Here is a 21,091-nt window from a genome sequence, read left to right as displayed (position 1 = left end):
GTATTCACTCCGGGCGACTCCCAGCTAACGTGACAGTGGAGACCAAACCTAATCCTGCCTGAGGTCTGATTGTGAGCGACCTGCCTTTCGGTTTCAGCATGCCGAACGATCCCGATGACGAGTCCGGACGCCGTTCAGGCGACTCCGGCTCGGGTGCCGGCAGCGGCGGCCCGGGCGGGGGGAACTCCGGAATGCCGGACGGCTTCCCGTTCGGCGACCCGCAACAGATGGCCAACATGCTCCGCCAGTTCGCGGACATGATGTCGTCCCAGCCCGCCCCCGGTGCGCCGGAGGCCGGTCGGACGTCCCCGACGTCCGGCATCAACTGGGAGATGGCCAAGAACATCGCGCGGCACACGGTGTCCGAGAAGGGCGACCCGAGTGTGCCGCCCGCCGACTACGCACGGATCGAGGAGGCCCTTCGCCTCGCCGACCTGTGGCTCGACCAGGCTACCGACCTGCCCTCGGGGGTCCAGACCGCCCAGGCCTGGAGCCGGTCGGAGTGGATCGAGAAGACCATGGACTCGTGGGCGCAGCTGTGCGACCCGCTGACCGCCAAGACGGTCCAGGCCATGGGCCAGAACCTCCCTGAGGAGATGGCTTCCATGGCCGGTCCGCTGCTGGGCATGATCCAGCAGATGGGCGGCATGATGGTCGGCCAGCAGGCCGGTCAGGCCGTCGGCGAGCTGGCCCAGGAAGTGATCGGAACCACCGACATCGGTCTTCCGCTCGCGGGTGAGGGCAATGCCGCCCTGCTGCCCTCGGGGGTGGCCCGCTTCAGTGAGGGCCTGGAGATCCCCGACGACGAGGTGCGGCTCTACCTCGCCGCCCGTGAGGCGGCGGTGCACCGGCTGTACGCGCACGTGCCGTGGCTGCGTTCCCACGTGTCCCGGCTCGTCGAGGAGTACGCGGCCGGGATGTCGTTCGACGTCAGCGGTCTGGAGGACCGGCTCGGCGGCATCGACCTGTCCAACCCGGAGGCGCTCCAGGAGGCCATGTCCGGCGGCCTGGGCGGCGAGGGCCTGCTCCAGCCGGAGGACACCCCGCAGCAGAAGGCGGCGCTGGCGCGACTGGAGACCACCCTCGCGCTGATCGAGGGCTGGGTGGCGACCGTGGTGTCGTCGGCCGTGTCCGAGCGGCTGCCGCAGGCCGGGGCCCTGGCCGAGACCACCCGGCGCCGACGCGCCACCGGTGGCCCCGCCGAGCACACCTTCGCGGCGCTGGTCGGCCTCGAGCTGCGGCCCCGCCGCCTGCGCGAGGCCGGGGCCCTGTGGGCGGCGCTGGAGGAGGCCCGGGGCGTGGAGGGGCGGGACGCCGTGTGGCAGCACCCGGACCTGATGCCCACCGGCGCCGACCTGGACGACCCGGACGCCTTCGTGAACGGGCGGAGCGAGTTCGAGGGGACGGACTTCGACATCTCGTCGCTGACCGACCCGGACGGCTCGGAGCGGCCCAGGCCCGGCGACGACCAGGACGAGGACGGCAAGTAGGTGGTCCTGCACGCGAACGCCCGGGCGGTCCTGGGCGCGTGGATCGCGCCCGACGCCGGGCAGGAGGAGCTGCGCCGCTCCTACGTCGACCATCTGGACGCGCACGCCGACGCCATGTGGCGTTCGTGCCTGCCCGGGCACCTGACCGCGAGTTCGGCGATCGTGTCCGCGGACGGTTCCCGGGTGGCGCTGGTGCTGCACCGGGTCCACCGGATGTGGTTGCAGACCGGCGGGCACTGTGAGCCGGAGGACACCACGCTGGGCGGCGCCGCCCTGAGGGAGGCCGCCGAGGAGTCGGGGATCAGGGGGCTGACCCTGCTGCCCGACCCGGTGCGGCTGGACCGGCACGCGGTGCCGTGCGGCGGGGGGAGCTTCCACCTGGACGTGCAGTACGCGGCGCTGGCCCCGGCCGACGCGGTGCTGGTGCGCGACCCGGACGAGTCGGCCGGGCTGGACTGGTTCCCGGCGGGGTCGCTGCCCGAACCCACCGACGACTCGGTGCGGTCGCTGGTGGGGGCCGCCGTGCGTGCGGTCCGCGAGCACCAGGGAAACGCCGCCGCCCGCTGACGCGCGTCGAGGGGGCCCGGTCGGGGAACTCCGGCCGGGCCCCTCGCGTGGAGTGCCAGACTGGGGCGGCGACCGCTGCGAGACGACGGAACGGAACAGGCCATGCACCCACCTCCAGACGTACCGGGGCCCGCGTCATGGGTCTGATCACCGTGGTCGGCATGCTGGGCGGGCTGGTCCTGGTCCTGCTGGCCCGACGGGTCCGCGCCGCCGCCGAGCGGCTCCTGGCCGACGAGCGCTCGGGAGTGGCCGGTCCGCGCGAGGCCGCCCGCGCCCGGGTGGAGCAGAGGCGGCGCTCCCTGCGGTTGTGCCAGGCGGTCTGCGGTTTCATGGGTGTGCTGCTGGTGGCGGTCCTGGGCCGGTCGGCGGTCTCCGGTGAGTGGGGCGGGACCAGCGCCTACTACGCGGCGGTGTTCGGTGTGCTGCTCGTGGTCAGCGCGGTCGTGCTGGTGCGCCTCACCGCCGATCTGAGGGCCTCCGAGCGGGAGCTCGACGCGTCGGGTGAGTAAGCGATCGGGCCCCGCCCACCAGGCCGCCCGGCGAGACGTACAATATCCTGTACAACTCACAGGCGAGATCTTCGCTCTGGCACCCAGGAGGAACCGAGACCAAGTAGCCCTACTCCTCGAAGGCGACCTCGTCGTGTTCGAGAGCCTCGGCGGGGTCCCCGTGGCCGCACTCGGAGCGGGTGCCCGCGCTGAACCCCTCCAGGTAGCCGCGCGCCCGGTCGGCCTTGGGAAAGCGCCGGACCAGTTCCCAGAAGTCCCGGCCGTGGTGCGGGATGCGCAGGTGGGCGAGTTCGTGGACCAGGACGTAGTCCACCACCCAGGAGGGCATCCCGGCTACGCGGCGGGAGATCCGGATGGTGCGGGTGTCCGGCGTGCACGAGCCCCAGCGCGAGTTCTGGTTGTCGACCCAGCGGACGCTGTCGGGCAGGTGCGTGCCGTCCAGGTAGCGTTCGGCGAGTTCCACCGCGCGTTCGTGGAGTTCGCGGTCTCCGGGGTGTCTGCGCTCCTCGCGGGCCTGGAGCTTTCGCAGCATCTGATCCACCCAGCGCCTTTCCTCGGCGCGGGAGAACGTCGCGGGCACGAGGACGACCGTGGTATCCCCGTCCCTGTAGGCCGACACGGTGCGGCGGCGACGAGGACTGCGTCGTACCTCGACTTTGGTGTTCGAGAGCACGAACTTTACGTTATCCGAGGGAAGCCCCCGCGAACAGGTGTGAGTTGTCCGGATATGTGATTTCTTTCGTGCCGTGTCCGCCCAGGGTCTGTGGAGCGGACAACGGGACCGCGTCACGGAATCACCCTGACCAGGGGGCTTCTGGCCTGCGAGGACGGCCCACAACGGGACTCGGTTCGGGCCTCCCCGGCACTTTTGGTTACACAAACGAGACCGGACGGCGCGCCTTCCACGCCCTCCGGTCCCGTCCGTTCACTCACTGGTCAGTCCGCGTCAACACAGCCTCGACCACGCGATTTCCATGATCGCCCGCTCCGCACGGCGCTCCTCGCGCTGCCGGGCCCGCAGCTGCCGGGCACTGAGCCGTCTGACCTGCCGCTCGCGGGGCTCCTCCTCGGTACGCTCCACCATCCGCATGAGTTCCTGCATCATCGTCTTCGTCCTTCGGTGTCGTGGGTGCTTCGGGGTGTCGGGGGGTGATTCAGGCCGCGACGGGCGCGGGGTTCTTGCGGGGACGGCCACGCGGGCGCTTGCGCGCGACGACCTGACCGGAGACGAGCAGCTGCCCGCCCCAGACGCCCCACGGCTCACGCCGTTCGAGCGCGTCCGCCAGGCACTGCTCCCGGATGGGGCAGGCTCCGCAGATCGCCTTGGCCGCCTCGACCTCCGCGGGGGACTCCGCGAAGAACAGGTCCGGCTCCGTACGGCAGGGAATGTCGACCTCGCCCAGCTGGGGCGCTTCCAGGACCGACGCGAGCATCGGTGCCCTCCAAAGATCTTTGATCGTGTACAACGCGGTCGGTGTTCAGTCACCGGAACAGGTCCGGTGTGGGACCTGACTTGCGATGCCGCCGTCTTCTCCCACGTCCCTGGGGGACGGGGAGCCTGCGGAGATACAAAGAAAGCCGCGGCCCCTGATTCGGGGTCCGCGGCCACGGTCGAGGATCTCGGCCTGTGTGCTGCTCTAGGCCGGAATCTTCCGTGGACACTCCCCCGATGCGCCATAGCGCGGGGTTTCCTGCGATGCCTTGTTGATGCCACCGGTGAACCAGCCGCGATCAAGGGCGGGCTCGGACGCGTGGCGCGGGTTGCCGATCACGCCGGTTTCGGACACACCGGTCCCCTGGGACACGGAGCCAGATCCGATGAGCTGGACCATGCCAAGGGCCTGGAGGCCGTTCTCGGCGCTCAGACCGCCGCCGACGGTGCTACCGCTCAGGCCGATGCCCGACACGATTCCGCGCGGGAACAGTCGCAGAGCAGCTTCGAAACCGAGGGTCAACGTGGTCATCTGCTTCGTTTCCGTGGTGGTCATGAGATCGGGCACCTCCTTCGATGTCGGGTACAGGGTCTCGCACCTGTACCGAGAGCGGTTGGTTCGACGAGTACACACTACGGGCCGCCCACAAAGATCGGCAACCCATTTTTGACCTGGGAAAACGTCCGCATCCGGCCAGAACTTCCCGGGAATGCGCGAGGGCCCGGGAGCGTTGCCGCGCACGCTCCCGGGCCCTGTGCCGAGGATCTCTCCGGCCCCGGGAGGAACCCCCCGGTCCGCGTCCCCGACCTCTCAGGTCACCTAGGTCCAGCCCTCCGCGTCCACGACGCGGATCATCCCCTCCTGCACCACGGAGCAGACGAGCTTGCCGTCCCTCGTGTAGACCAGGCCGCGCGCCAGGCCGCGGGCGCCCTGGGCCGTGGGCGACTCCTGCGCGTACAGCAGCCACTCGTCGGCGCGGAACGGGCGGTGGAACCACATGGCGTGGTCGAGGCTGGCCATCGCGATGCCCGCGAACGAGCGGCCGTGCCGGAGCAGCACGGTGTCCAGCAGGGTCATGTCGGAGGCGTAGGTCATCAGGCACACCTGGGTGAGGCGGTCGTCGGGAAGACGGCCGTCGACCTTGAACCACACGGGGTTGGTCGCCGTGCGCAGTTCGGGGTCGCGCTCGGCCTCGAACGACATCGCCCCGACCGGACGCATCTCGATCGGGTGCCACTGCACGAAGTTGGGCACCTTTCCGAACGCCTCGCGCAGACGTTCCCGGGTGCTGAGCAGGTCCTCGGGCGGCGGGACGTCCGGCATGGGGATCTGGTGGTCCAGCCCCGGCTCCTCCTTGTGGAAGGAGGCGGAGAGCGTGAAGATCGGCTTGCCGTGCTGGACGGCCACCACCCGGCGGGTGGTGAACGAGCGCCCGTCCCTGACCCGGTCGACCTCGTAGACGATCGGGACGGTGGGGTCGCCGGGCCGTATGAAGTAGGCGTGCAACGAGTGCACGTACCGTTCGGCGGGCACGGTGCGCCCCGCCGCCACGAGCGCCTGGCCGGCGACCAGCCCGCCGAAGACCCGCTGCGGCCCCTCCGCCGGGCTGCTGCCCCGGAAGATGTTGACCTCGATGCGTTCCAGGTCCAGGACCCTCAGCAGGTCGGCCAGCGACTGGCCCCGGCGTTCGGCGTCGTGTTCACTCATCCTCGTCCTCTCCCTCACCGGTCTCCCCCGCCGGCTCCCTCCCCGCGACCAGTGCGAGCACCGCCTCACCGTAACGGTCGAGCTTGGCCGGTCCGACGCCGGACACCGCCGTGAGCTGGGAGACGCTGGAGGGCTCCTGCTCGGCGATGGCCTGGAGGGTGGCGTCGGTGAAGATGACGTAGGCGGGCACCTTCTGTTCCTGGGAGGTGCTCCTGCGCCAGTCGCGCAGGCGTTCCAGCAGGGCCTCGTCGTAGGTGGAAGGGCAGTCCAGGCAGCGGCCGAGCTTGCGCTCGGTGGTGTCGGAGAGCACGTCGGAGCAGACCCGGCAGCGCACCACCCCTCCCTTGCGGCGGTCGCGGCGGTTGGCGGTGGACGGTGAGGCCGGGCGCAGGCCGTCGAGGAAACGGGAGGGTTTGCGGGTCCTGCGGCCGCCGGGCGAGCGTGCGAGGGACCACGACATGGCCAGGTGCTCTCGGGCGCGGGTGACCCCCACGTAGAAGAGCCGCCGCTCCTCCTCGACCTCGTCGTCGGTCTCCGCGTAAATGATCGGGATCATGCCCTCGGTGAGACCCACGAGGAACACCGCGTCCCACTCCAGGCCCTTGGCGGCGTGCAGGGACGCGATGGTGACGCCCTCGAAACCGGGCGCGTGCTCGGTGGCCATGCGTGTCTCCAGCTCCTCGACGAACGCGCCCATGGTGGCGGGCCCGCCGTCCGGTCCGGGACGGGCCGCCATGTCCTCGGCGAGCTGCGCGAGCGCCGACAGCGACTCCCAACGCTCCCGGGCCTGGCGGCCCTCGGGGGCCGTGTCGGTGAGTCCCATCTGGGCCAGCAGGCTCCGCACGGTGGCGACGAGGGGTTCGGGCGCCTCGTCGGCGGCCCCGTGCCGGGCCCCGCGCAGGGTGTGCACGGCCTGTCTGATCTCGGGCCGCTCGAAGAAGCGGGTGGTACCGCGCACGGTGAAGGGCACGCCCTGGTCGGCCAGCGCCTGTTCGTAGGAGGCCGACTGGGAGTTGGTGCGCACGAGCACGGCGATCTGGCTGGCCGGGGTGCCGTCCTCCAGCAGCACGCTGATCTTGCGGGCGACCCCGGTGGCCTCGGCGGGCTCGTCGTCGTACTCCTGGTACAGGGGGTCCGGACCGTCGGGCCGCTGCGCCCGGAGGGTGAGGTGGTTGGCGGAGGTGGTGTCCCGCGCCTGCGCGATGACGTGGTTGGCCACCCGCACCACCTGGGGCGTGGAGCGGTAGTCGCGCACCAGCCGGACCACGGTGGCGTGCGGGTACCGGGCGCCGAACCCGGTGAGGTAGCTGGGGGTGGCCCCGGCGAAGGAGTAGATGGTCTGGCTGGGGTCGCCCACCACGCACAGGTCGTCGCGGTCGCCGAGCCAGGCGTCGAGGAGGAGCTTCTGGAGCGGGTTGACGTCCTGGAACTCGTCGACGACGAAGTAGCGGTACTGGTCGCGGACCCGTTGGGCGATGGCGGGGTACTCGGTGATCATCCCGGCGGTGAGTTCGAGCATCGACTCGAAGTCGAGGAGGTTGTGCTCGCGGCACAGCTCCTCGTAGGCCTCGAACACCCGGGCGACCTCACCGGCGTTCATCGGTGCCTGCCGCCCGGCCTTGGCCACCGCCTTGTCGTAGTCGCTGGGACGCACCTGGGTGACCTTGGCCCACTCGATCTCGCTGGCGAGGTCGCGGAGCCCGAGCCGGTCCGGCTGCTGGCCCACCGAGTTGGCCGCGCGGGCCACCACCGAGAGCTTGCTCTCGATGAGTGTGGGCTTCTCCCCGCCGATCACCTGTGGCCAGAAGAACCCGAGCTGGCGCAGGGCGGCCGCGTGGAAGGTGCGGGCCTGCACGCGGGGGGCGCCGAGGGAGCGGAGCCGACCGCGCATCTCCCCCGCCGCGCGGGCGGTGAAGGTGACCGCGAGGATCTGTTGTTCGGAGACGACCCCGCTGGCCACGGCGTGCGCGATCCGGTGCGTGATGGCCCTGGTCTTCCCCGTTCCGGCACCGGCCAGGATGCACACGGGGCCGCGCAGGGCGCGCGCCGCCTCGGTCTGTTCCGGGTCCAGTCCCTCCAGGACGCGGTCGGGGTCCATGGTGCTCCTGCATCTGGTCGGGGCGGCTGACTCGCCGTGGGCGCACAGTCTCTCAAGTATCGGTCGTCGCCGGGAGCGGATGGGCCCGCGAGGGCGGTGTCCGTGGCGCGGGTCGCGCGAGCTGCGCGAACGACCCGGCCGACACATTCCAGAACCAGGAGGCCGTGTGAGGCGTCCCACGTTGTGTCGAACGGTCATGGGAAGCGGCGGGACCCCCTTGGTGTTGGAATGGGCGTACTGATCCCCGAACATGACCGTCGACCAGGAAGACGTGAGCGAGATGACGAGTACGGGCACCGAACGATTCACGATGTACAGCACCCCCTGGTGCGGGTACTGCAAGCGCCTCAAGAGCCAGCTCTCCCGTGAGGGGATCGCGGTCCGCGAGGTGAACATCGAGGAGAATCCGGAGGCCGCGGAGTACGTCATGAAGGTCAACAACGGGAATCAGACGGTCCCCACGGTGGTCTTCAGCGACGAGACCGCGATGACCAACCCGTCGCTCGCTCAGGTGAAGAAGAAGCTGGCCGAACTGTCCTGAGGACGTACGGCGCGGGCCGCCCGGTGCGGCCCGCGCGGCGGGACCCCCTCCCCCCAGGGGGCGGACACCCCCGCGTCCCCACGGCTGGGCGGCCGGCTCCATAGCCCGGACGATGACGGGAAGTGTTGAGTTGGGGGACGATATGAGGCCTCATGACGTGGCGGTCAGCGACACGGTGACCGTCGAGGTGGTGCGGCGCACCCCGAACGGGTGGCGCGTGGGCGGCGACCAGCACGGACACGAGGCGCCGGACCTGGTCAGCGCCATGGTGCTGGCGGACCTGCTCACCTCCGAGGCGGGGAGCGCGCGTCCCCGCACACAGGCGCCCGGCCGTGCCCCGGAGGGGGCCACCGAGGTGGAGCGCCTGCGGCACACGATCACGCAGCTGGAGCACGCGCTGCACTCGCGGGTCGTGGTGGAGCAGGCGATCGGTGTCCTGGCGGAGCGGCACACGATGCCGCCGCGCGAGGCGTTCGAGAGACTGCGTTCGTCGGCGAGGTCGCGGGGCCGCAAGGTCGCCGAGCTGGCGCAGGACGTGGTGGACAGCAGCACGAGTCCACTGACCGTCCTGCCGGACGAGCTGACGGGAACCGCCTGAACAACCCTGAGAGCGCCTGACGAGTCGGGCCGCGAGCGTCCCGGTGGAGGGGCGGCGGTCCGTGGTGGCGGTCCGCCCGGGAGAGGCGCCAGCGGTACGGCCGGGCGCGGGCGGACGCCTTGAGGGAGGCGGTGGCGGTTCTGTCCCCGCCGTTCACCAGCCTCCGGGCAGTTCCGCGCCGTACCAGTGTTCGATGAGCGTGCGGGCGATGGACACCCGGCCGGGGAGGACGACCTCCTCGGCGTGCACGGCCTCGGCCAGGGCCGCCCTGGTGAACCAGCGGGTCTCGGCGATCTCGTCGTCGGTGCGTTCGGTCTCGCCCACCGCGCGGGCGGTGTAGCCCATCATGAGGCTGCGCGGGAAGGGCCAGGGCTGCGAGGTCAGGTAGCGGGGCGACTCCACGACCACGCCCGCCTCCTCGGCCACCTCACGGATGACCGCCGCTTCGAGCGACTCCCCCGCGTCGACGAACCCGGCGAGTACGGAGAAGCGGCGCGCGTCCCAGTGGGGGTTGTTGCCGAGCAGGCACTCCTCGCGGCCGTCGCGTTCGCGGTGCACGAGCATGATGACGGCGGGGTCCATCCGCGGGTACTGTTCGGTCCCCTCCTCCTCGCACACCCTGACGTGCCCGGCCTTCTCGATGCGTGTGCGGGAACCGCAGCGGGGGCAGAACCCGTGGCTGGCGTTCCAGTTGGCGAGGGCGATGGCCCGGGTGAACAGACCGGTGTCGTGGTCGCTGAGGATCGCGCCGACCTCGCGCAGGGACGCGGGTTCGGCGACGGGGTTGGCGGCCAGCTCCTGGTGGGAGCGGACCGCGAAGTAGGCGCGTTCGCCGTCGCTGCCGAGGAGGTAGCGCTCTCCCGGGGGCGCGTGGTGGGGGTCGACCAGGACGAGTTCCCGTGTCTGTCCGGTGGTGACCAGCGCGCGTGACTGCTTGGCCATGAGCGCCTGCCAGCCGTAGCTGCCGGGTTCGCCGCCCTCCAGGACGAGGACCCTGGTGGCGGGGTCGGCCCAGGCGGCCGCCAGCCAGTCGTCGTCACCGCGCCGGTGCCCGACGGGGTCGACGGTCGAGCGGGCGAGCAGGGGTGTGGCTTCGGTTTCCATGACACCTTCCGACGTGGTGGTCCTTCCCCAGGTGTAACGCCTTACGGGGCCTGGCGCACTCCCGTTGGGCAAACCCGTGGGGAGGCCGCGCGGCCGCCGCCCGGCGGGGGCGGCCGCGATCGGTACCGTCGGGGTGCCTGCGGGGCCGGGCTCAGCCGTCCTTGGCCGCGCCCAGCTCCTCCCACAGGTAGGCGACGCTCTCCGCGCCCTTGAGCAGGAGCGGGGTCTCCACCTTCTCGTTGGGAGCGTGGATGCGGTCCTCGTTGAGGCCCACGGCGACGAACACCAGCGGCGCGTCGAGGATGTCGGCGATGTCGGCCTCGGGGCCGCTGCCGCCCTCACGGGTGAAGAGGACCTCGGTGCCGAACGCGCGTCCCATGGCGGAGCGCGCGGCCCTGAGCGCGGTGGAGGACAGGTCGGAGGCGCACGCGCGAACGCCGGGGCCGCCGAACTCCAGTTCGGCGGTGACGCCGTCGGGGGTGTTGGCCTCCACGTAGGCGCGGACCCGGTCCTGGATGTCCAGGGGTTCCTGGCCGGGCACGAGGCGGAAGCTGATCTTGGCGTGCGCCGAGCGGGGGACGATGGTCTTGCCGCCCGCGCCGGTGTGGCCGCCCCACATGCCGTTGATCTCGGCGGTGGGCCGCAGCCAGACGCGCTCCAGGGTGCTGTACCCCTTCTCGCCGCGCGCGGCGGTGGAGGCGGCGGTGGCGAGCCACTCCTCCTCGTCGAAGGGCAGGCGGGCGATGAGTTCGCGCTCCTCGGCGCTGGCCTCGACGACGCCGTCGTAGAAGCCGGGGATGGCGACCCGGTCGTCCGCGTCGTGCAGGCCGGAGAGGAGGTCGCTCATGACCTTGAGGGGGTTGGGGACGGCGCCGCCGAAGGAACCGCTGTGCAGGTCGCGCCCGGGACCGCGCAGGCTGATCTCGACGTCGGTGACGCCGCGCATGCCCACGCACATCGAGGGGGTGTCCGCCGCCCACATGGTGGTGTCGGAGATGACGGCGACGTCGCAGTCCAGGCGGTCGCGGTTGGCCTTCATGAGCTCGGCGAAGTGGACGGAGCCGGACTCCTCCTCGCCCTCGACGAGGAGCTTGACGGTGACCGGCGGGGCCTGCTCGCCGGAGGCGGCCAGGGCGGCGCGGACGCCGAGGGCGTGGAAGAGGACCTGTCCCTTGTCGTCGGAGGCGCCCCGGGCGTAGAGGGAGGTGCCGCGCTCGGTGGGCACGAAGGGTTCGGTCTCCCACTCGTCGAGGGGGTCGACGGGCTGGACGTCGTGGTGGCCGTAGACGAGCACGGTGGGCGCGGCCGGGTCGGCGGCGGGCCACTCGGCGTACACGGCGGGCAGGCCCGGGGTCTCCCAGACCTCCACGGTGGGGAACCCGGTCGCGGTGAGGTGGTCGGCGAGCCAGCGGGCCGACCGGCGCACGTCGTCGTGGTGCTCGGGGTCGGCGGAGATCGAGGGGATCGCCAGCCACTCCTTGAGGGAGGCGAGGAACTCGTCCCGGTGGGCCTCGATGTAGGCGCGCGCGTCCATCTGTCGTCCTTGTCGTCCTAGACGTCCTTGTCAGGATCGACCTTAGAACCCGGACAAACCGTCCGTGACCTCGACGGGCCCTTGTCACGGTGTGCGAAACGCGCTAACGTACAACCAAATGGTTGTTCATGATGCGCCCCACGAGGACGAGAGCGTGGACCGGGTGTTCCACGCCCTCTCCGACGCCACCCGTCGCGACATCCTCCACCGCTCGGTGGAGGGCGAACTGTCCGTCTCGCGGTTGGCCGAGGACTACCCGATGAGTTTCGCGGCGGTACAGAAGCACGTCGCCGTGCTGGAACGGGCCGGGCTGGTCAGCAAGGAACGGCGGGGACGGGAGCAGCTGGTGCGCACCGAACCCGCCGCCCTGCGCCGGGCCCGGGCGGCCCTCGACCGGATCGAGGAGCTGTGGATCGGCCGGATGGGCCGCATGGCCCTGCTGGTCGCCGAGGAGCCCGAGACGGACCGCCGCGCGCGGGACGGGGCCCAGGCGCCGGGAGCCTGACCGGCGCCGACGCGGAGCGCACACGGCGGCCGAGGCCGCCGGGCCCGCGCGCATCGGCGCGAGCACCACCGAAAGGATCGACCCGATGACTGTCACCAGCGTCGACAAGGACTTCGAGAACCTGACTCTCACCATCACCTGTGACCTCCCGGCCACGGTCGGACGGGCCTGGGAGCTGTGGTCGGACCCGCGCCAGCTGGAGCGCTGGTGGGGTCCGCCGACCTACCCGGCCACCGTCGTCCGGCACGAGCTCGCTCCGGGCGGCGCCGTCACCTACTACATGACCGGCCCCGAGGGCGACCGTCACCACGGCTGGTGGCAGGTGGAGGGGGTGGACGCGCCGCGCTCACTGGAGTTCACGGACGGTTTCGGCGAGACGCCGGGTGAGGCGGGCGACCTACCGGTCGCCGCCGTCCGTGTGGAGATCGGCGAACGCGGCGACGGCTCCCGCATGGTCACGCGCACCACCTTCGCGTCCACGGAGGCGATGGAGAGGATGTTGGACATGGGCATGGCCGACGGTATGCGGGAGGCCATGGGCCAGATCGAGGCGGTCCTCGCCTCCTGACCCGGCCGACCCGCCCCGACGCGGACGCCCCCGCACCACCAGGAGGTGCGGGGGCGTCCGACGTCCGAAAAGGCAAGGGGGTGTCAGACCCGGACGGACTCGCGCTCGGCGAGCAGCGCGGGCAGGTCGGCGACCGCGCCCGGCACGCGCGTGGCCCCGGAACCGCGCAGGGTGTCGGCGTCGTGAGCGCCGCTCAGGACCCCGGTGACCGCACCGACCCCGGCGGAGCCGCCTCCGACACCAGGTCGCGCAGGGCCCGGCGCACGGTCTCGCGGTCCGTACCGAATCACTCGGAAAGCTCACGCTCGGTGGGCATCGCGCTACCCTCGGACATGCCGTCCGCCAGTTCGGTCAGGCGCAACCGCACCGCGTAGTACTGGGGCACGCGTCCGTGCTCGGGCACGCCCCCGCGTACGGGCGCCCTGCCGTGCTGGGGGGTTCCGGCCGTCGACACGCGCGCCATGGTCCCCCACCCGTGTGAACAGGGAACCTTTCGTACCTCCCGGGACTCTGACGTCACGGGGCGGGACAGGCCGCCCCCACTCTCACAGGAGGCCCGCATGAGCAACCAACCCCAGATCACCGCGAGGTTCGGCGATCTCTTCGACGCCCTCGACACCGATGGCGACCAGACCCTGACCTGGGCGGACTACCAGAGGCTCGTCGACCGGTACGTGTCCGGCTACGGCCTGGACGCGTCGGCGCCCCGGGCCCTGGCCGTCCAGGAGGCGTACGAGTCCCTGTGGGAGATGCTGGTACGCGCCTCCGACGAGGGGCGCCTGGACCGTGAGCGGTTCGTGGGCGCCATGCAGGAGGCCTCGGAGGACCGGAGCCGGTCGAACACGGCCGAGGCCGTCGCGGAGGCCGTCTTCGACCTGTTGGACGGCGACGGCGACGGCACCATCAGCCAGGAGGAGTTCCTGGTGTACGCCAAGGCCCTCGGCGCCGACGAGGACGACGCCCGCACGCGGTTCGCGCACGTGGACACTGACGGCGACGGCATCATGAGCCGCGAGGAGTTCGTGCTGTCCGCCCGCCGGTTCCTGTTCGGGGACGACCTCGACTCCCCCGGCGGCTTCGTCTTCGGCATGGTCTGAGGCGGTCCGGGCGACACCGACGCGTTCCCCGGTCGGACCCGCGTGGGTCCGACCGGGGAACGGGCACCCGGCCGTCAGCCGGGCTCGGGGATGTCGGTGATCAGCGCCGCCAGCCCGTCCGCGTCCAGGAGGTCGGTGGGCCGCACCGTCTCCCCCGCCCGCACGTAGTGGAAAGCTGCGCGCACCTCGCCCAACTCCACACCGGCCAGGTCGGCCCAGGCCAGCCGGTAGGCGGCCAGCTGCACCCCGACGGCCCGGCGCTCCACGTCGTTGCCGGGCGGCCGACCGGTCTTCCAGTCCACGACGTCGTACCGACCGGTGTCGGCGTCGTGGAACACGGCGTCCATCCGCCCCCGGATCAGCCGGTCACCGATGACCGTCTCGAACGGCACCTCCACCTCGACGGGGACACGCGGCCCCCACTCGCTCTCCTCGAACCTGCGCTGGAGCTCGGCGAGGTCCTCGTCCTCCCCCGCCGTCTCGTCGGCCGCCCCGGGAAGCTCGTCCAGCAGGGTCGCGTGCTGCCCGAACCGCTGTTCCAGCCACGTGTGGAAGGCCGTTCCCCGCCGGGTGTGCGGTGCGGGCGGCCTGGGCAGCGGCCGCCGGATCTGCCGGGCCAGCGCCGCTGGGTCGCGCGCCAGCCAGACCATCGACGACACCGACAGGTGGTCGGGCAACTCGACCTGCACCGGACCCTCCCTCGGCCCCGTGACAGCGCGGTCGCGGTGGGCGAGGAGCAGCTCGGTGTCCCGCTCCCAGCCCTGGAGTCTGCGCCGCAGCCCCTCGGGCGGCCTCCTCGGTCCGGCCGGTCTCCCGGCCCGCAGCTCGGCGCGGGCCCGTTCCACCAGCGCGGCCCCGGCCAGGATCTGGGCGCGCCGGGAGTCCGGTGCGGGCCGCTCACGGGCTCCCCCCGCCCCGGGCCCGGGCTCCGGTTCGGGCGGAGGCTCGTACCCGGGCTCCGGTTCGTACGCGTACTCCGGATCACCGTCGAGACCCGGTTCCGGCCCGAACTCGGGGTCGTGTTCCGGCTCGTACTCGAAGTCGGGTTCGGGACCGAACTCGAAGTCCGGTACGGGTTCCGGCACGACCGGCGCCGGAACGGCCTCGGCGGCACCGGCGGCGACCGGGATCTCCTCCGGCGGCCACACCGCCGACGACTCCTCCTCGTCGTGCGGGTTGGTGTCCTCGGGGTCCGGCGGAGGGTCCCAGCGCTCCACGTTCCCGGCCCCCCGCTCACAGGCCTCCCGGATCTCCTCCAGGAACTCCGAGGGCCCGCGCGGCGTGCTGCCCGTGCGCCCCCACCAGTGGCCGGTGCACACCAGCTCGTAGGAGGCACGGGTGACCGCCACGTACGCCAGCCGCCGCTCCTCCATGAGGTGGCGGGCCTCCTCCGCCTCCTTGAAGGCGGTGATGTCCTCCTTCTCCACTCCGCGCAGCGCGGGCAGGCTGGAGCGGTCGCCCCGCAGCGGGTACGGCAGCTGGTGATCGGCCTTCACCCAGGCGTGCGAGTCGCGCGCCTTGGCCGGGAAGAGCGGTGCGCGTGCGCCCGCGCTCACCCCGGGCACGATCACCACGGGCCACTCCAGGCCCTTGGCACCGTGCATGGTCATGAGCTTCACGCTGTCGGAGCCGCCCACGCGCTCCCCCGGGCTGAGGGCGCTCTCGTTCTCCTCGGCCGCGTTGAGGTAGCCGAGGAAGCTCCCGAGGGTGGGGTCCTCGGAGTTGCCGACGAAGCGCACCGCGTGGTCCACGAAGGCGTCCAGGTCGGCGCGGGCCGAGAGGGGGTCGCGGTGCGTGCGCGCGCCCACCTCGATGTCCAGGCCCAGCACGCGCTCGACCTCGGTGACCAGGTCCGGCAGCGGCTGGCCCACGAGCTTACGCAGGGCGCGCAGCTCCTCGGCGAGGCGCCCGAGGCGCTCGTAGGCCGCCTCGGAGTAGTTCTCGGCGTCACCGGGGTCGTCGACGGCGTCCACGAGGCTGCCGCTCTCGGCGGTCAGGTCCAGGACCGTACGGCGCAGCAGGTCGTCAGGCTCCCGCGACTCCCCCTCCTCGGCCGCCGCTCCGGTGAGGTCGCGGCGGGTGTCGCGGGCCAGTTCTGCGGCGCGGGCGCCGAGGGCGGCGAGGTCCCGCGGGCCCATCCGCCAGCGCGGGCCCGTGAGCAGGCGGGCCAGTTCGTTCCCGGCGGAGGCGTCGTGCACCACGCGCAGGGTGGCGATGATGTCGCGGACCTCGGGCACGAGCATGAGCCCGCCCAGGCCGACGACCTCCACCGGGATTCCGTGCGCCTCCAGGGCCTCGCGGAGCGGCGGGAACTGGGAGCGCTTGCGGCACAGGACCGCGACGTCGCCGGGGCTGATCCCGCCGTCCGGCCCACCTCCGGTCTCACCCTCCGGCCAGACCAGCCCGTCCGGGGCGAACACCTGGCCGCCCGGACTCCCGGCGTCCGCCCTGAGCAGGTCCCGCACGTGGTCGGCGATCCACGCGGCCTCCTCCGTCTCCGTAGTGAACAGGCCCGCCCGCGCCGTGCCGCGCCCCTGCCGCACCGGGGCCGGGTGCAGCACGGGGACATCCGCCGCCTCGGCCCGCAGCGGCTCCGAGACGCGCTCGGCCACCCGCAGGACCCGTTCCCCGTTGCGGAAGCTCAACGTGAGGCGGCGCACCGGGGCGGGCCGCCCGGGGGCGACCGGGAAGTCGGTGGGGAAGCTGGTGAGGTTGGCGGCGATCGCCCCGCGCCACCCGTAGATGGACTGGCAGGGGTCGCCCACCGCGGTCACCGCGTGCCCCTCGCCGAACAGCGCGCGCAACAGCACGAGCTGGGCGTGGCTGGTGTCCTGGTACTCGTCGAGGAGCACCACGCGGAACCGGCCGCGCTCGATCAGCCCGACCTCGGCGTGGTTCTGGGCGATGCGGGCCGCCAGCGCCATCTGGTCGCCGAAGTCCATCGCCTCCCGGGTGTGCTTGGCGTGGTTGTAGCGGTCCACCAGGGGCAGCAACTGCTCGCGGCGGCGCTGGGTGTCGACCAGGTCCCTGGTGGGTTGCGTGGGCCTGCGCGTCATCGCGTCCAACCCGGCCTGAATCCAGCGGCCGACGCCCCGCACCTGGTCGGTGGTGGTGAGGTGGTCGGAGATCTGCCCGGACAGGTCCAGGACGCGGCGGGTGACGGTGTCCGCCCCGACGTTCACGCGGTCCATGGGACCGTCGTACTCGCCGACGATCCGGGCGGCCAGCTGCCAGGCCTGACCCTCGCTGAGCAGGCGGGACGTGGGTTCGACCGCCTCCCTCAGCGCGTGGTCGGCGACGATCCGCCCCGCGTAGGAGTTGTACGTGGAAATGGTGGGTTCGCCGTCCAGGAGCTCGTCCGGCAGCTGCTCGGTGGCGCGCAGCTGCTCCAACCGTTTGCGCACGCGCTCGGCCAGCTCGGCGGTGGCCTTGCGGGTGAACGTCAGTCCGAGCACCTGCTCGGGGCGCACGTGGCCGTTGGCGACCAGCCACACCACGCGCGCCGCCATCGTCTCGCTCTTGCCCGACCCGGCACCGGCGATCACCACCCCCGGCTCCAGCGGTGCCGCGATGACCCGGGCCTGCTCGGCCGTGGGTTCGGGGCGCTTGAGCAGCCGGGCCAGTTCGGCCGGGCCGAACCGGGGTCTGTGGACGTCGGAGGTCCCGGAGGCGGCGGTCGCCCCGGGGAAGGGTTCAGACATGTCGGCCCTCGTCCTGGACCGGGCAGCAGGCGCGCACGGCGCACGCGTTGCACCCGGTGTTGCGGGTGGCGGCGAACCGGGACCCGCCCATACCGGTGGCGACCTCGCGCACGAGAGCGTGCGCCCACCCGGGGTCGGGGTCCTCGCCCAGCGGGGGCTGGACCTGTTCGCGGTAGCTCTTGATCTTCTCTCCGACCTGGACGAGGGCGGCGCCGCCGGGCTCGGCCAGGCCGAGCTTGGCGAAGGCGCCCCGGAGCACGGCCATCTGGTAGACCCCGAGCTGCGGGTGGCGGGCCAGGTCGTCGGCCTTGCTGCCGCCGGTCTTGATGTCCACGACCACGGCGCGGCCCTCGCCGTCGCGTTCGAGGCGGTCGACCCGGCCGGTGATCTCGATCCCGCCCACGTCCACCTTGAAGCCCTCCTCCGTGACGACCAGTTCGCGGTCGTTGGCCGCGTCCCAGGAGACGAACTTGCGGACCATCTCGTCGGCGCGCTCGCGCTGTTTGTCGGCCTGCCAGGGGCCGCCGAAGTCGAGGTCCGACCAGATCTCGTCCATGCGCGCGCCCACCTCCTCGGCGCTGCCGCCCTCGGCGACCAGCACGGCGACGGCGTGCACGACGGTGCCGAGCGCGGAGGCGGAGCCGCCGGAGGAGGCCCCCGCGGCGCGTTCCAGCAGCCACCGCAGTTGGCAGTTGGTGAAGCTCTCCACCTGGGAGGGCGACACCCGCACGGTGTCCTCGGGGTCGGCCAGGGGCCGGTCGTCGGTGAAGGGCGTGAGGGCGTACCACTCCGCCGGGTCGGCGCCCCGCACGCCCTCCTCGGCCAGGCGTGCCAGGTGGGCGGCGGCCGCGGTGCGCAGCGGGTCGGGAGCCTCGGGGTCGGTGACCACCGAGCGCAGGTCGGCGACGAGCGCGGGCAGGGAGAGCCAGCGCCGTCCGGTGCTGACCGGTTCCGGGTCGCCCAGGCCCATCTCGTTGAGGAAGCGGGAGGGGCGTTCGTCGGAGTCCTCGCCGCCCACGCAGGTGACGTACAGGGACCGGCGGGCCCGGGTGAGGGCGACGTAGAACAGACGGCGTTCCTCGTCGAGGAGTTTGGAGGCCAGGGCCGCGCCGAAGGAGTCGGCGGCGTGGCTGCCCGCGTCCACGAGCTCCTCCACACCGAGCAGGGAGCCGCGCAGGCGCAGGTCCGGCCACTCCCCCTCCTGGGCTCCGGCCACGACGACCAGACCCCACTCCAGGCCCTTGGAGCGGTGGGCGGTGAGGATGCGCACGGCCTCGCCCTCGGGGGCGCGCTCGGCGAGGCTGTCGCCGGGGATCTCCTGGGCGGCGAGGTCCTCGAGGAAGCCGTCCGGGGTGCCGGGCGGGAGGCGGTCGCAGTAGCGGGCGGCGCTCTCGAAGAGGGCCACGACGGCGTCCAGGTCACGGTCGGCGGCGGCGCCCCGTCGGCCTCCGGCCAGGCTGGCGCGCATGAGGCGGTCGGCGAGGCCGCTCTCACGCCAGAGCTCCCAGAGCACCTGTTCCGCGTCGGCTCCCCGGGCGGTCAGCTCCCGGACGGTGCTCAGCGCCTGGGCGACGCGCACGGCCGGTGCGGCCACGGCGGGGTCGACGAGGGTGAGCTCGCCCGGATCGCGCAGGGCGTCCACGAGCAGCCGGGAGGAGGGCCGGTATCCGGTGTCCGCGGCCTCGTCGTCGGAGGCGTCGGAGGCGTCGGAGGCGTCGGATGACGTCGCGCCGTCGCGAACCCGGTCCAGGTCCAGCCGCCGCAGGGCGCGCACCAGCCGCCGCAGCCGCACCGAGTCCGCCTCCCCGAAGGGGCTCATGAGGAGCTCGCGGGCCGCGTCCTCGTCCAACTCCTGCGGCCGCAGCCCGTAACGGATCAGGCCCAGCAGCGGCCGCACGATCGGTTCGGCGGCCACGGGCAGGTCGTCGGAGCCCACGACCACCGGCACCGACGCGGCCGTGAGCGCGCGGCGCAGCACCGGCAGCTGTCGGCTCGACGAGCGCACCAGCACCGCCATGTCCGACCACGGCACGCCGTCCACCAGGTGGGCGCGGCGCAGGGTGTCGGCGACGACCGCCGCCTCCTGGGTGGTGCTGTCCGCCATCAGCACCTGGACCTCACCGTCGGGTACGCCCTCGGCGGGGACCAGGTCCCGGTGCGCGTTGACCCGGCCGTGCGCCGGCGCGACGGCGGGCAGCCTGCGTGTGACACCGCGCGAGGCGGCCAGCAGCACGGCCCCGCTGCGACGACAGGTGCGCAGGGCCACGACCGGTGCGTCGGTACGGCGCGCTGTGGGGAAGCGGCGCGGGAAGTCGAGGATGTTGTCCACCTCGGCACCGCGGAAGGCGTAGATCGACTGGTCCGGATCGCCCACCGCGACGAGGTCGCGGCCGTCGCCCGCCAGGGCGCGCAGCAGCTCCTCCTGGGCCGGGTCGGTGTCCTGGTACTCGTCGACGAAGACCACCTCGTGTGCGGCCCGCTCGCGTGCTTGCACCTCGGGGTCGGAGAGCATGTTGGCGGCGACGCGCACCAGCTCGGCGTAGTTCAGCGTGGGCACGGGCGCGACGTCGAAGCGCCCGTTCATCCGGGACAGGAACCCGGCGGCGGCCGCCCAGTCGTCGCGGTCGCGCTCGGCGGCGACCCGGGCCAGCTCGGCCGGGCCCAGACCGCGCTCCTGGGCGCGCATCAGGAAGTCGCGCAGCTCCTCGGCGAACCCGCGCGTCTCCAGGGCCGGGCGCAGTCGCTCGGGCCACGCCTCGGCGCCGTCCCCGAACTCCCACCTGAGCAGTTCGCGGACCTCCATGAGCTGTTCGGGGCCGGAGAGCAGGCGCGGGGGGAGGTCGCCCATCCGCTGGAACTCGCGCCGGATCAACGCGTAGGCGTAGCTGTGGAACGTCAGCGCCAGCGGCTCACGGGTGGTGCGCCGCAGTCGCGCGGTGATGCGCTCACGCAGTTCCTGGGCGGCCTTACGGCTGAAGGTGAGCACCAGGACGCGGGAGGGGTCAACGCCGCGGTTGTCGATCCGATCCACCACGGCCTCGACGACGGTGGTGGTCTTGCCGGTCCCGGGGCCCGCCAGGACCAGGAGCGGCCCACCGGGGTGGTCGACCACCCGCTGCTGGTTCTCGTCCAGCACCGGAGGCGGCAGCACCTGGTGGGCGCGCCGCACAAGACGGTACGGGGATGTCTTCACGCCTCCAGTTCACCAGAGGTCGACGACCATCGTGGACGCGACGGCGGCGCTCCGGAGCCCCGTCAGTCCCCGCTCGCCCCGTCCCATCGGGCTTGTCGCATGTCGACGCGATCCGAGCCGGGACGCATCGGGGTGGCCTCCTCGGCGTAGTGCGACCGGGCCCGTACGAGGTGACCCTCGGCGGGTCTGCCGTCCGAGCGCACGACGCGCCACCAGGGCACTCCCCCGCCCCAGCGGGACATCACCGCCCCCACCTGGCGGGGCCCGCCCCTGCCGACGTACTCGGCGACGTCCCCGTAGCTCATCACCCGGCCGGGCGGGATGCGCTCGACCACCGAGAGGACCTCCTCGGTGTACTCGTCGACCGGGTCGTCGTCGACTCGCGGGGCAGGGGGCTCGACCATGCGCCGAGCCTATCCGCCCCCGCCGACACTCGCGCGGTGTCC

Annotated in this window: 20 protein-coding genes and 1 pseudogene; 8 read left to right on the top strand and 13 right to left on the bottom strand. The window is 72.6% G+C overall.

The genetic code is table 11. From position 1 onward, the window contains the following. The first annotated feature begins 71 nt into the window (after window positions 1–71). The 3 genes from ACFYL4_RS03755 to ACFYL4_RS03745 all read left to right on the top strand — a co-directional run bounded on the left by ACFYL4_RS03755 (window position 72) and on the right by ACFYL4_RS03745 (window position 2,566). Entirely contained in the window at window positions 72–1,490 is a 1,419-nt protein-coding gene (locus tag ACFYL4_RS03755; protein ID WP_387516195.1) for a zinc-dependent metalloprotease, read from the top strand. After that, window positions 1,491–2,057 carry an NUDIX hydrolase gene (locus tag ACFYL4_RS03750; protein ID WP_387516193.1) on the top strand — a complete coding sequence of 189 codons (567 nt, stop codon included), beginning with the start codon at window positions 1,491–1,493 and terminating at the stop codon, window positions 2,055–2,057. It abuts the gene before it with no gap. A gap of 137 nt (window positions 2,058–2,194) precedes the next feature. Then, on the top strand, window positions 2,195–2,566 hold the full coding sequence (locus ACFYL4_RS03745; protein ID WP_387516191.1) for a hypothetical protein: 372 nt from the start codon (window positions 2,195–2,197) through the stop codon (window positions 2,564–2,566). A 109-nt stretch (window positions 2,567–2,675) separates the two neighbouring features. On the opposite strand, the gene ACFYL4_RS03740 is transcribed toward ACFYL4_RS03745, so the two are convergent. The 6 genes from ACFYL4_RS03740 to ACFYL4_RS03715 form a co-directional block, all read right to left on the bottom strand. Further along, window positions 2,676–3,239 (bottom strand): M48 family metallopeptidase, encoded by a 564-nt coding sequence (locus ACFYL4_RS03740; protein ID WP_357757563.1) that lies wholly within the window; start codon window positions 3,237–3,239, stop codon window positions 2,676–2,678. Between the two features lie 273 nt (window positions 3,240–3,512). Next, window positions 3,513–3,671, bottom strand: coding sequence for a hypothetical protein (locus tag ACFYL4_RS03735; RefSeq protein ID WP_357757565.1), 159 nt, complete (start codon window positions 3,669–3,671; stop codon window positions 3,513–3,515). Window positions 3,672–3,720: 49 nt separating this feature from the next. Beyond that, window positions 3,721–3,999, bottom strand: a complete 279-nt coding sequence (locus tag ACFYL4_RS03730; protein ID WP_387516189.1) for a WhiB family transcriptional regulator — start codon at window positions 3,997–3,999, stop codon at window positions 3,721–3,723. A gap of 204 nt (window positions 4,000–4,203) precedes the next feature. Further along, on the bottom strand, window positions 4,204–4,554 hold the full coding sequence (locus ACFYL4_RS03725) for a hypothetical protein (RefSeq protein WP_387516187.1): 351 nt from the start codon (window positions 4,552–4,554) through the stop codon (window positions 4,204–4,206). Window positions 4,555–4,818: 264 nt separating this feature from the next. After that, window positions 4,819–5,706, bottom strand: coding sequence for an acyl-CoA thioesterase II (gene tesB, locus ACFYL4_RS03720; protein ID WP_387516185.1), 888 nt, complete (start codon window positions 5,704–5,706; stop codon window positions 4,819–4,821). Then, the gene (locus ACFYL4_RS03715; RefSeq protein WP_387516184.1) at window positions 5,699–7,804 is read right to left on the bottom strand and encodes an ATP-dependent DNA helicase UvrD2; all 2,106 of its coding nucleotides are present in this window, start codon (window positions 7,802–7,804) and stop codon (window positions 5,699–5,701) included. The genes tesB and ACFYL4_RS03715 overlap by 8 nt, the downstream gene beginning before the upstream one ends. Before the next feature lie 250 nt (window positions 7,805–8,054). Here ACFYL4_RS03715 and ACFYL4_RS03710 point away from each other — a divergent pair, with 250 nt between their 5' ends. Both ACFYL4_RS03710 and ACFYL4_RS03705 read left to right on the top strand, forming a co-directional pair. Continuing rightward, entirely contained in the window at window positions 8,055–8,345 is a 291-nt protein-coding gene (locus ACFYL4_RS03710) for a mycoredoxin (protein ID WP_017542395.1), read from the top strand. A gap of 142 nt (window positions 8,346–8,487) precedes the next feature. Continuing rightward, window positions 8,488–8,943: an ANTAR domain-containing protein gene (locus ACFYL4_RS03705; RefSeq protein WP_357757580.1), complete on the top strand. Its 456-nt coding sequence runs from the start codon at window positions 8,488–8,490 to the stop codon at window positions 8,941–8,943. A gap of 153 nt (window positions 8,944–9,096) precedes the next feature. Here the strand turns inward: ACFYL4_RS03705 and nudC are convergent, their stop codons facing one another. Together nudC and ACFYL4_RS03695 are read right to left on the bottom strand one after the other, a co-directional pair. Next, window positions 9,097–10,047 carry an NAD(+) diphosphatase gene (nudC, locus tag ACFYL4_RS03700; protein WP_387516181.1) on the bottom strand — a complete coding sequence of 317 codons (951 nt, stop codon included), beginning with the start codon at window positions 10,045–10,047 and terminating at the stop codon, window positions 9,097–9,099. Between the two features lie 151 nt (window positions 10,048–10,198). Beyond that, window positions 10,199–11,581 (bottom strand): dipeptidase, encoded by a 1,383-nt coding sequence (locus tag ACFYL4_RS03695; RefSeq protein ID WP_387516179.1) that lies wholly within the window; start codon window positions 11,579–11,581, stop codon window positions 10,199–10,201. 118 nt (window positions 11,582–11,699) lie between these two features. Between ACFYL4_RS03695 and ACFYL4_RS03690 the strand changes: the two genes are divergently transcribed. Beyond that, complete coding sequence (locus ACFYL4_RS03690; RefSeq protein ID WP_357757588.1) at window positions 11,700–12,086, top strand: metalloregulator ArsR/SmtB family transcription factor; 387 nt, start codon at window positions 11,700–11,702, stop codon at window positions 12,084–12,086. A gap of 85 nt (window positions 12,087–12,171) precedes the next feature. After that, a complete protein-coding gene (locus ACFYL4_RS03685; protein WP_357757591.1) occupies window positions 12,172–12,654 on the top strand; it encodes an SRPBCC domain-containing protein in 483 nt (160 codons plus the stop codon). Between the two features lie 83 nt (window positions 12,655–12,737). Here ACFYL4_RS03685 and ACFYL4_RS03680 read toward each other — a convergent pair whose 3' ends face one another. Next, a complete protein-coding gene (locus tag ACFYL4_RS03680; RefSeq protein WP_387516177.1) occupies window positions 12,738–12,944 on the bottom strand; it encodes a hypothetical protein in 207 nt (68 codons plus the stop codon). Further along, window positions 12,944–13,117, bottom strand: a pseudogene (locus ACFYL4_RS03675) (GntR family transcriptional regulator); the annotation flags it as partial. The pseudogene ACFYL4_RS03675 and the gene ACFYL4_RS03680, both read right to left, overlap by 1 nt. Before the next feature lie 97 nt (window positions 13,118–13,214). Here ACFYL4_RS03675 and ACFYL4_RS03670 point away from each other — a divergent pair. Next, window positions 13,215–13,751, top strand: coding sequence for an EF-hand domain-containing protein (locus tag ACFYL4_RS03670; protein ID WP_387516175.1), 537 nt, complete (start codon window positions 13,215–13,217; stop codon window positions 13,749–13,751). 74 nt (window positions 13,752–13,825) lie between these two features. Here ACFYL4_RS03670 and ACFYL4_RS03665 read toward each other — a convergent pair whose 3' ends face one another. From ACFYL4_RS03665 to ACFYL4_RS03655, 3 genes are all read right to left on the bottom strand, one after another. Continuing rightward, window positions 13,826–17,452: an ATP-dependent helicase gene (locus ACFYL4_RS03665; protein ID WP_387516173.1), complete on the bottom strand. Its 3,627-nt coding sequence runs from the start codon at window positions 17,450–17,452 to the stop codon at window positions 13,826–13,828. Continuing rightward, the gene (locus ACFYL4_RS03660) at window positions 17,445–20,621 is read right to left on the bottom strand and encodes an ATP-dependent helicase (RefSeq protein ID WP_387516606.1); all 3,177 of its coding nucleotides are present in this window, start codon (window positions 20,619–20,621) and stop codon (window positions 17,445–17,447) included. The genes ACFYL4_RS03665 and ACFYL4_RS03660 overlap by 8 nt, the downstream gene beginning before the upstream one ends. 86 nt (window positions 20,622–20,707) lie before the next feature. Continuing rightward, window positions 20,708–21,049, bottom strand: coding sequence for an MGMT family protein (locus tag ACFYL4_RS03655; protein WP_387516171.1), 342 nt, complete (start codon window positions 21,047–21,049; stop codon window positions 20,708–20,710). Window positions 21,050–21,091 lie beyond the last annotated feature (42 nt).

The sequence above is a fragment of the Nocardiopsis sp. NPDC006938 genome (assembly GCF_042869555.1).
Classification (GTDB): domain Bacteria; phylum Actinomycetota; class Actinomycetes; order Streptosporangiales; family Streptosporangiaceae; genus Nocardiopsis.
Note: the sequence above shows the minus strand (reverse complement) of the source record. Positions and strands in the feature narration are given on the sequence as shown.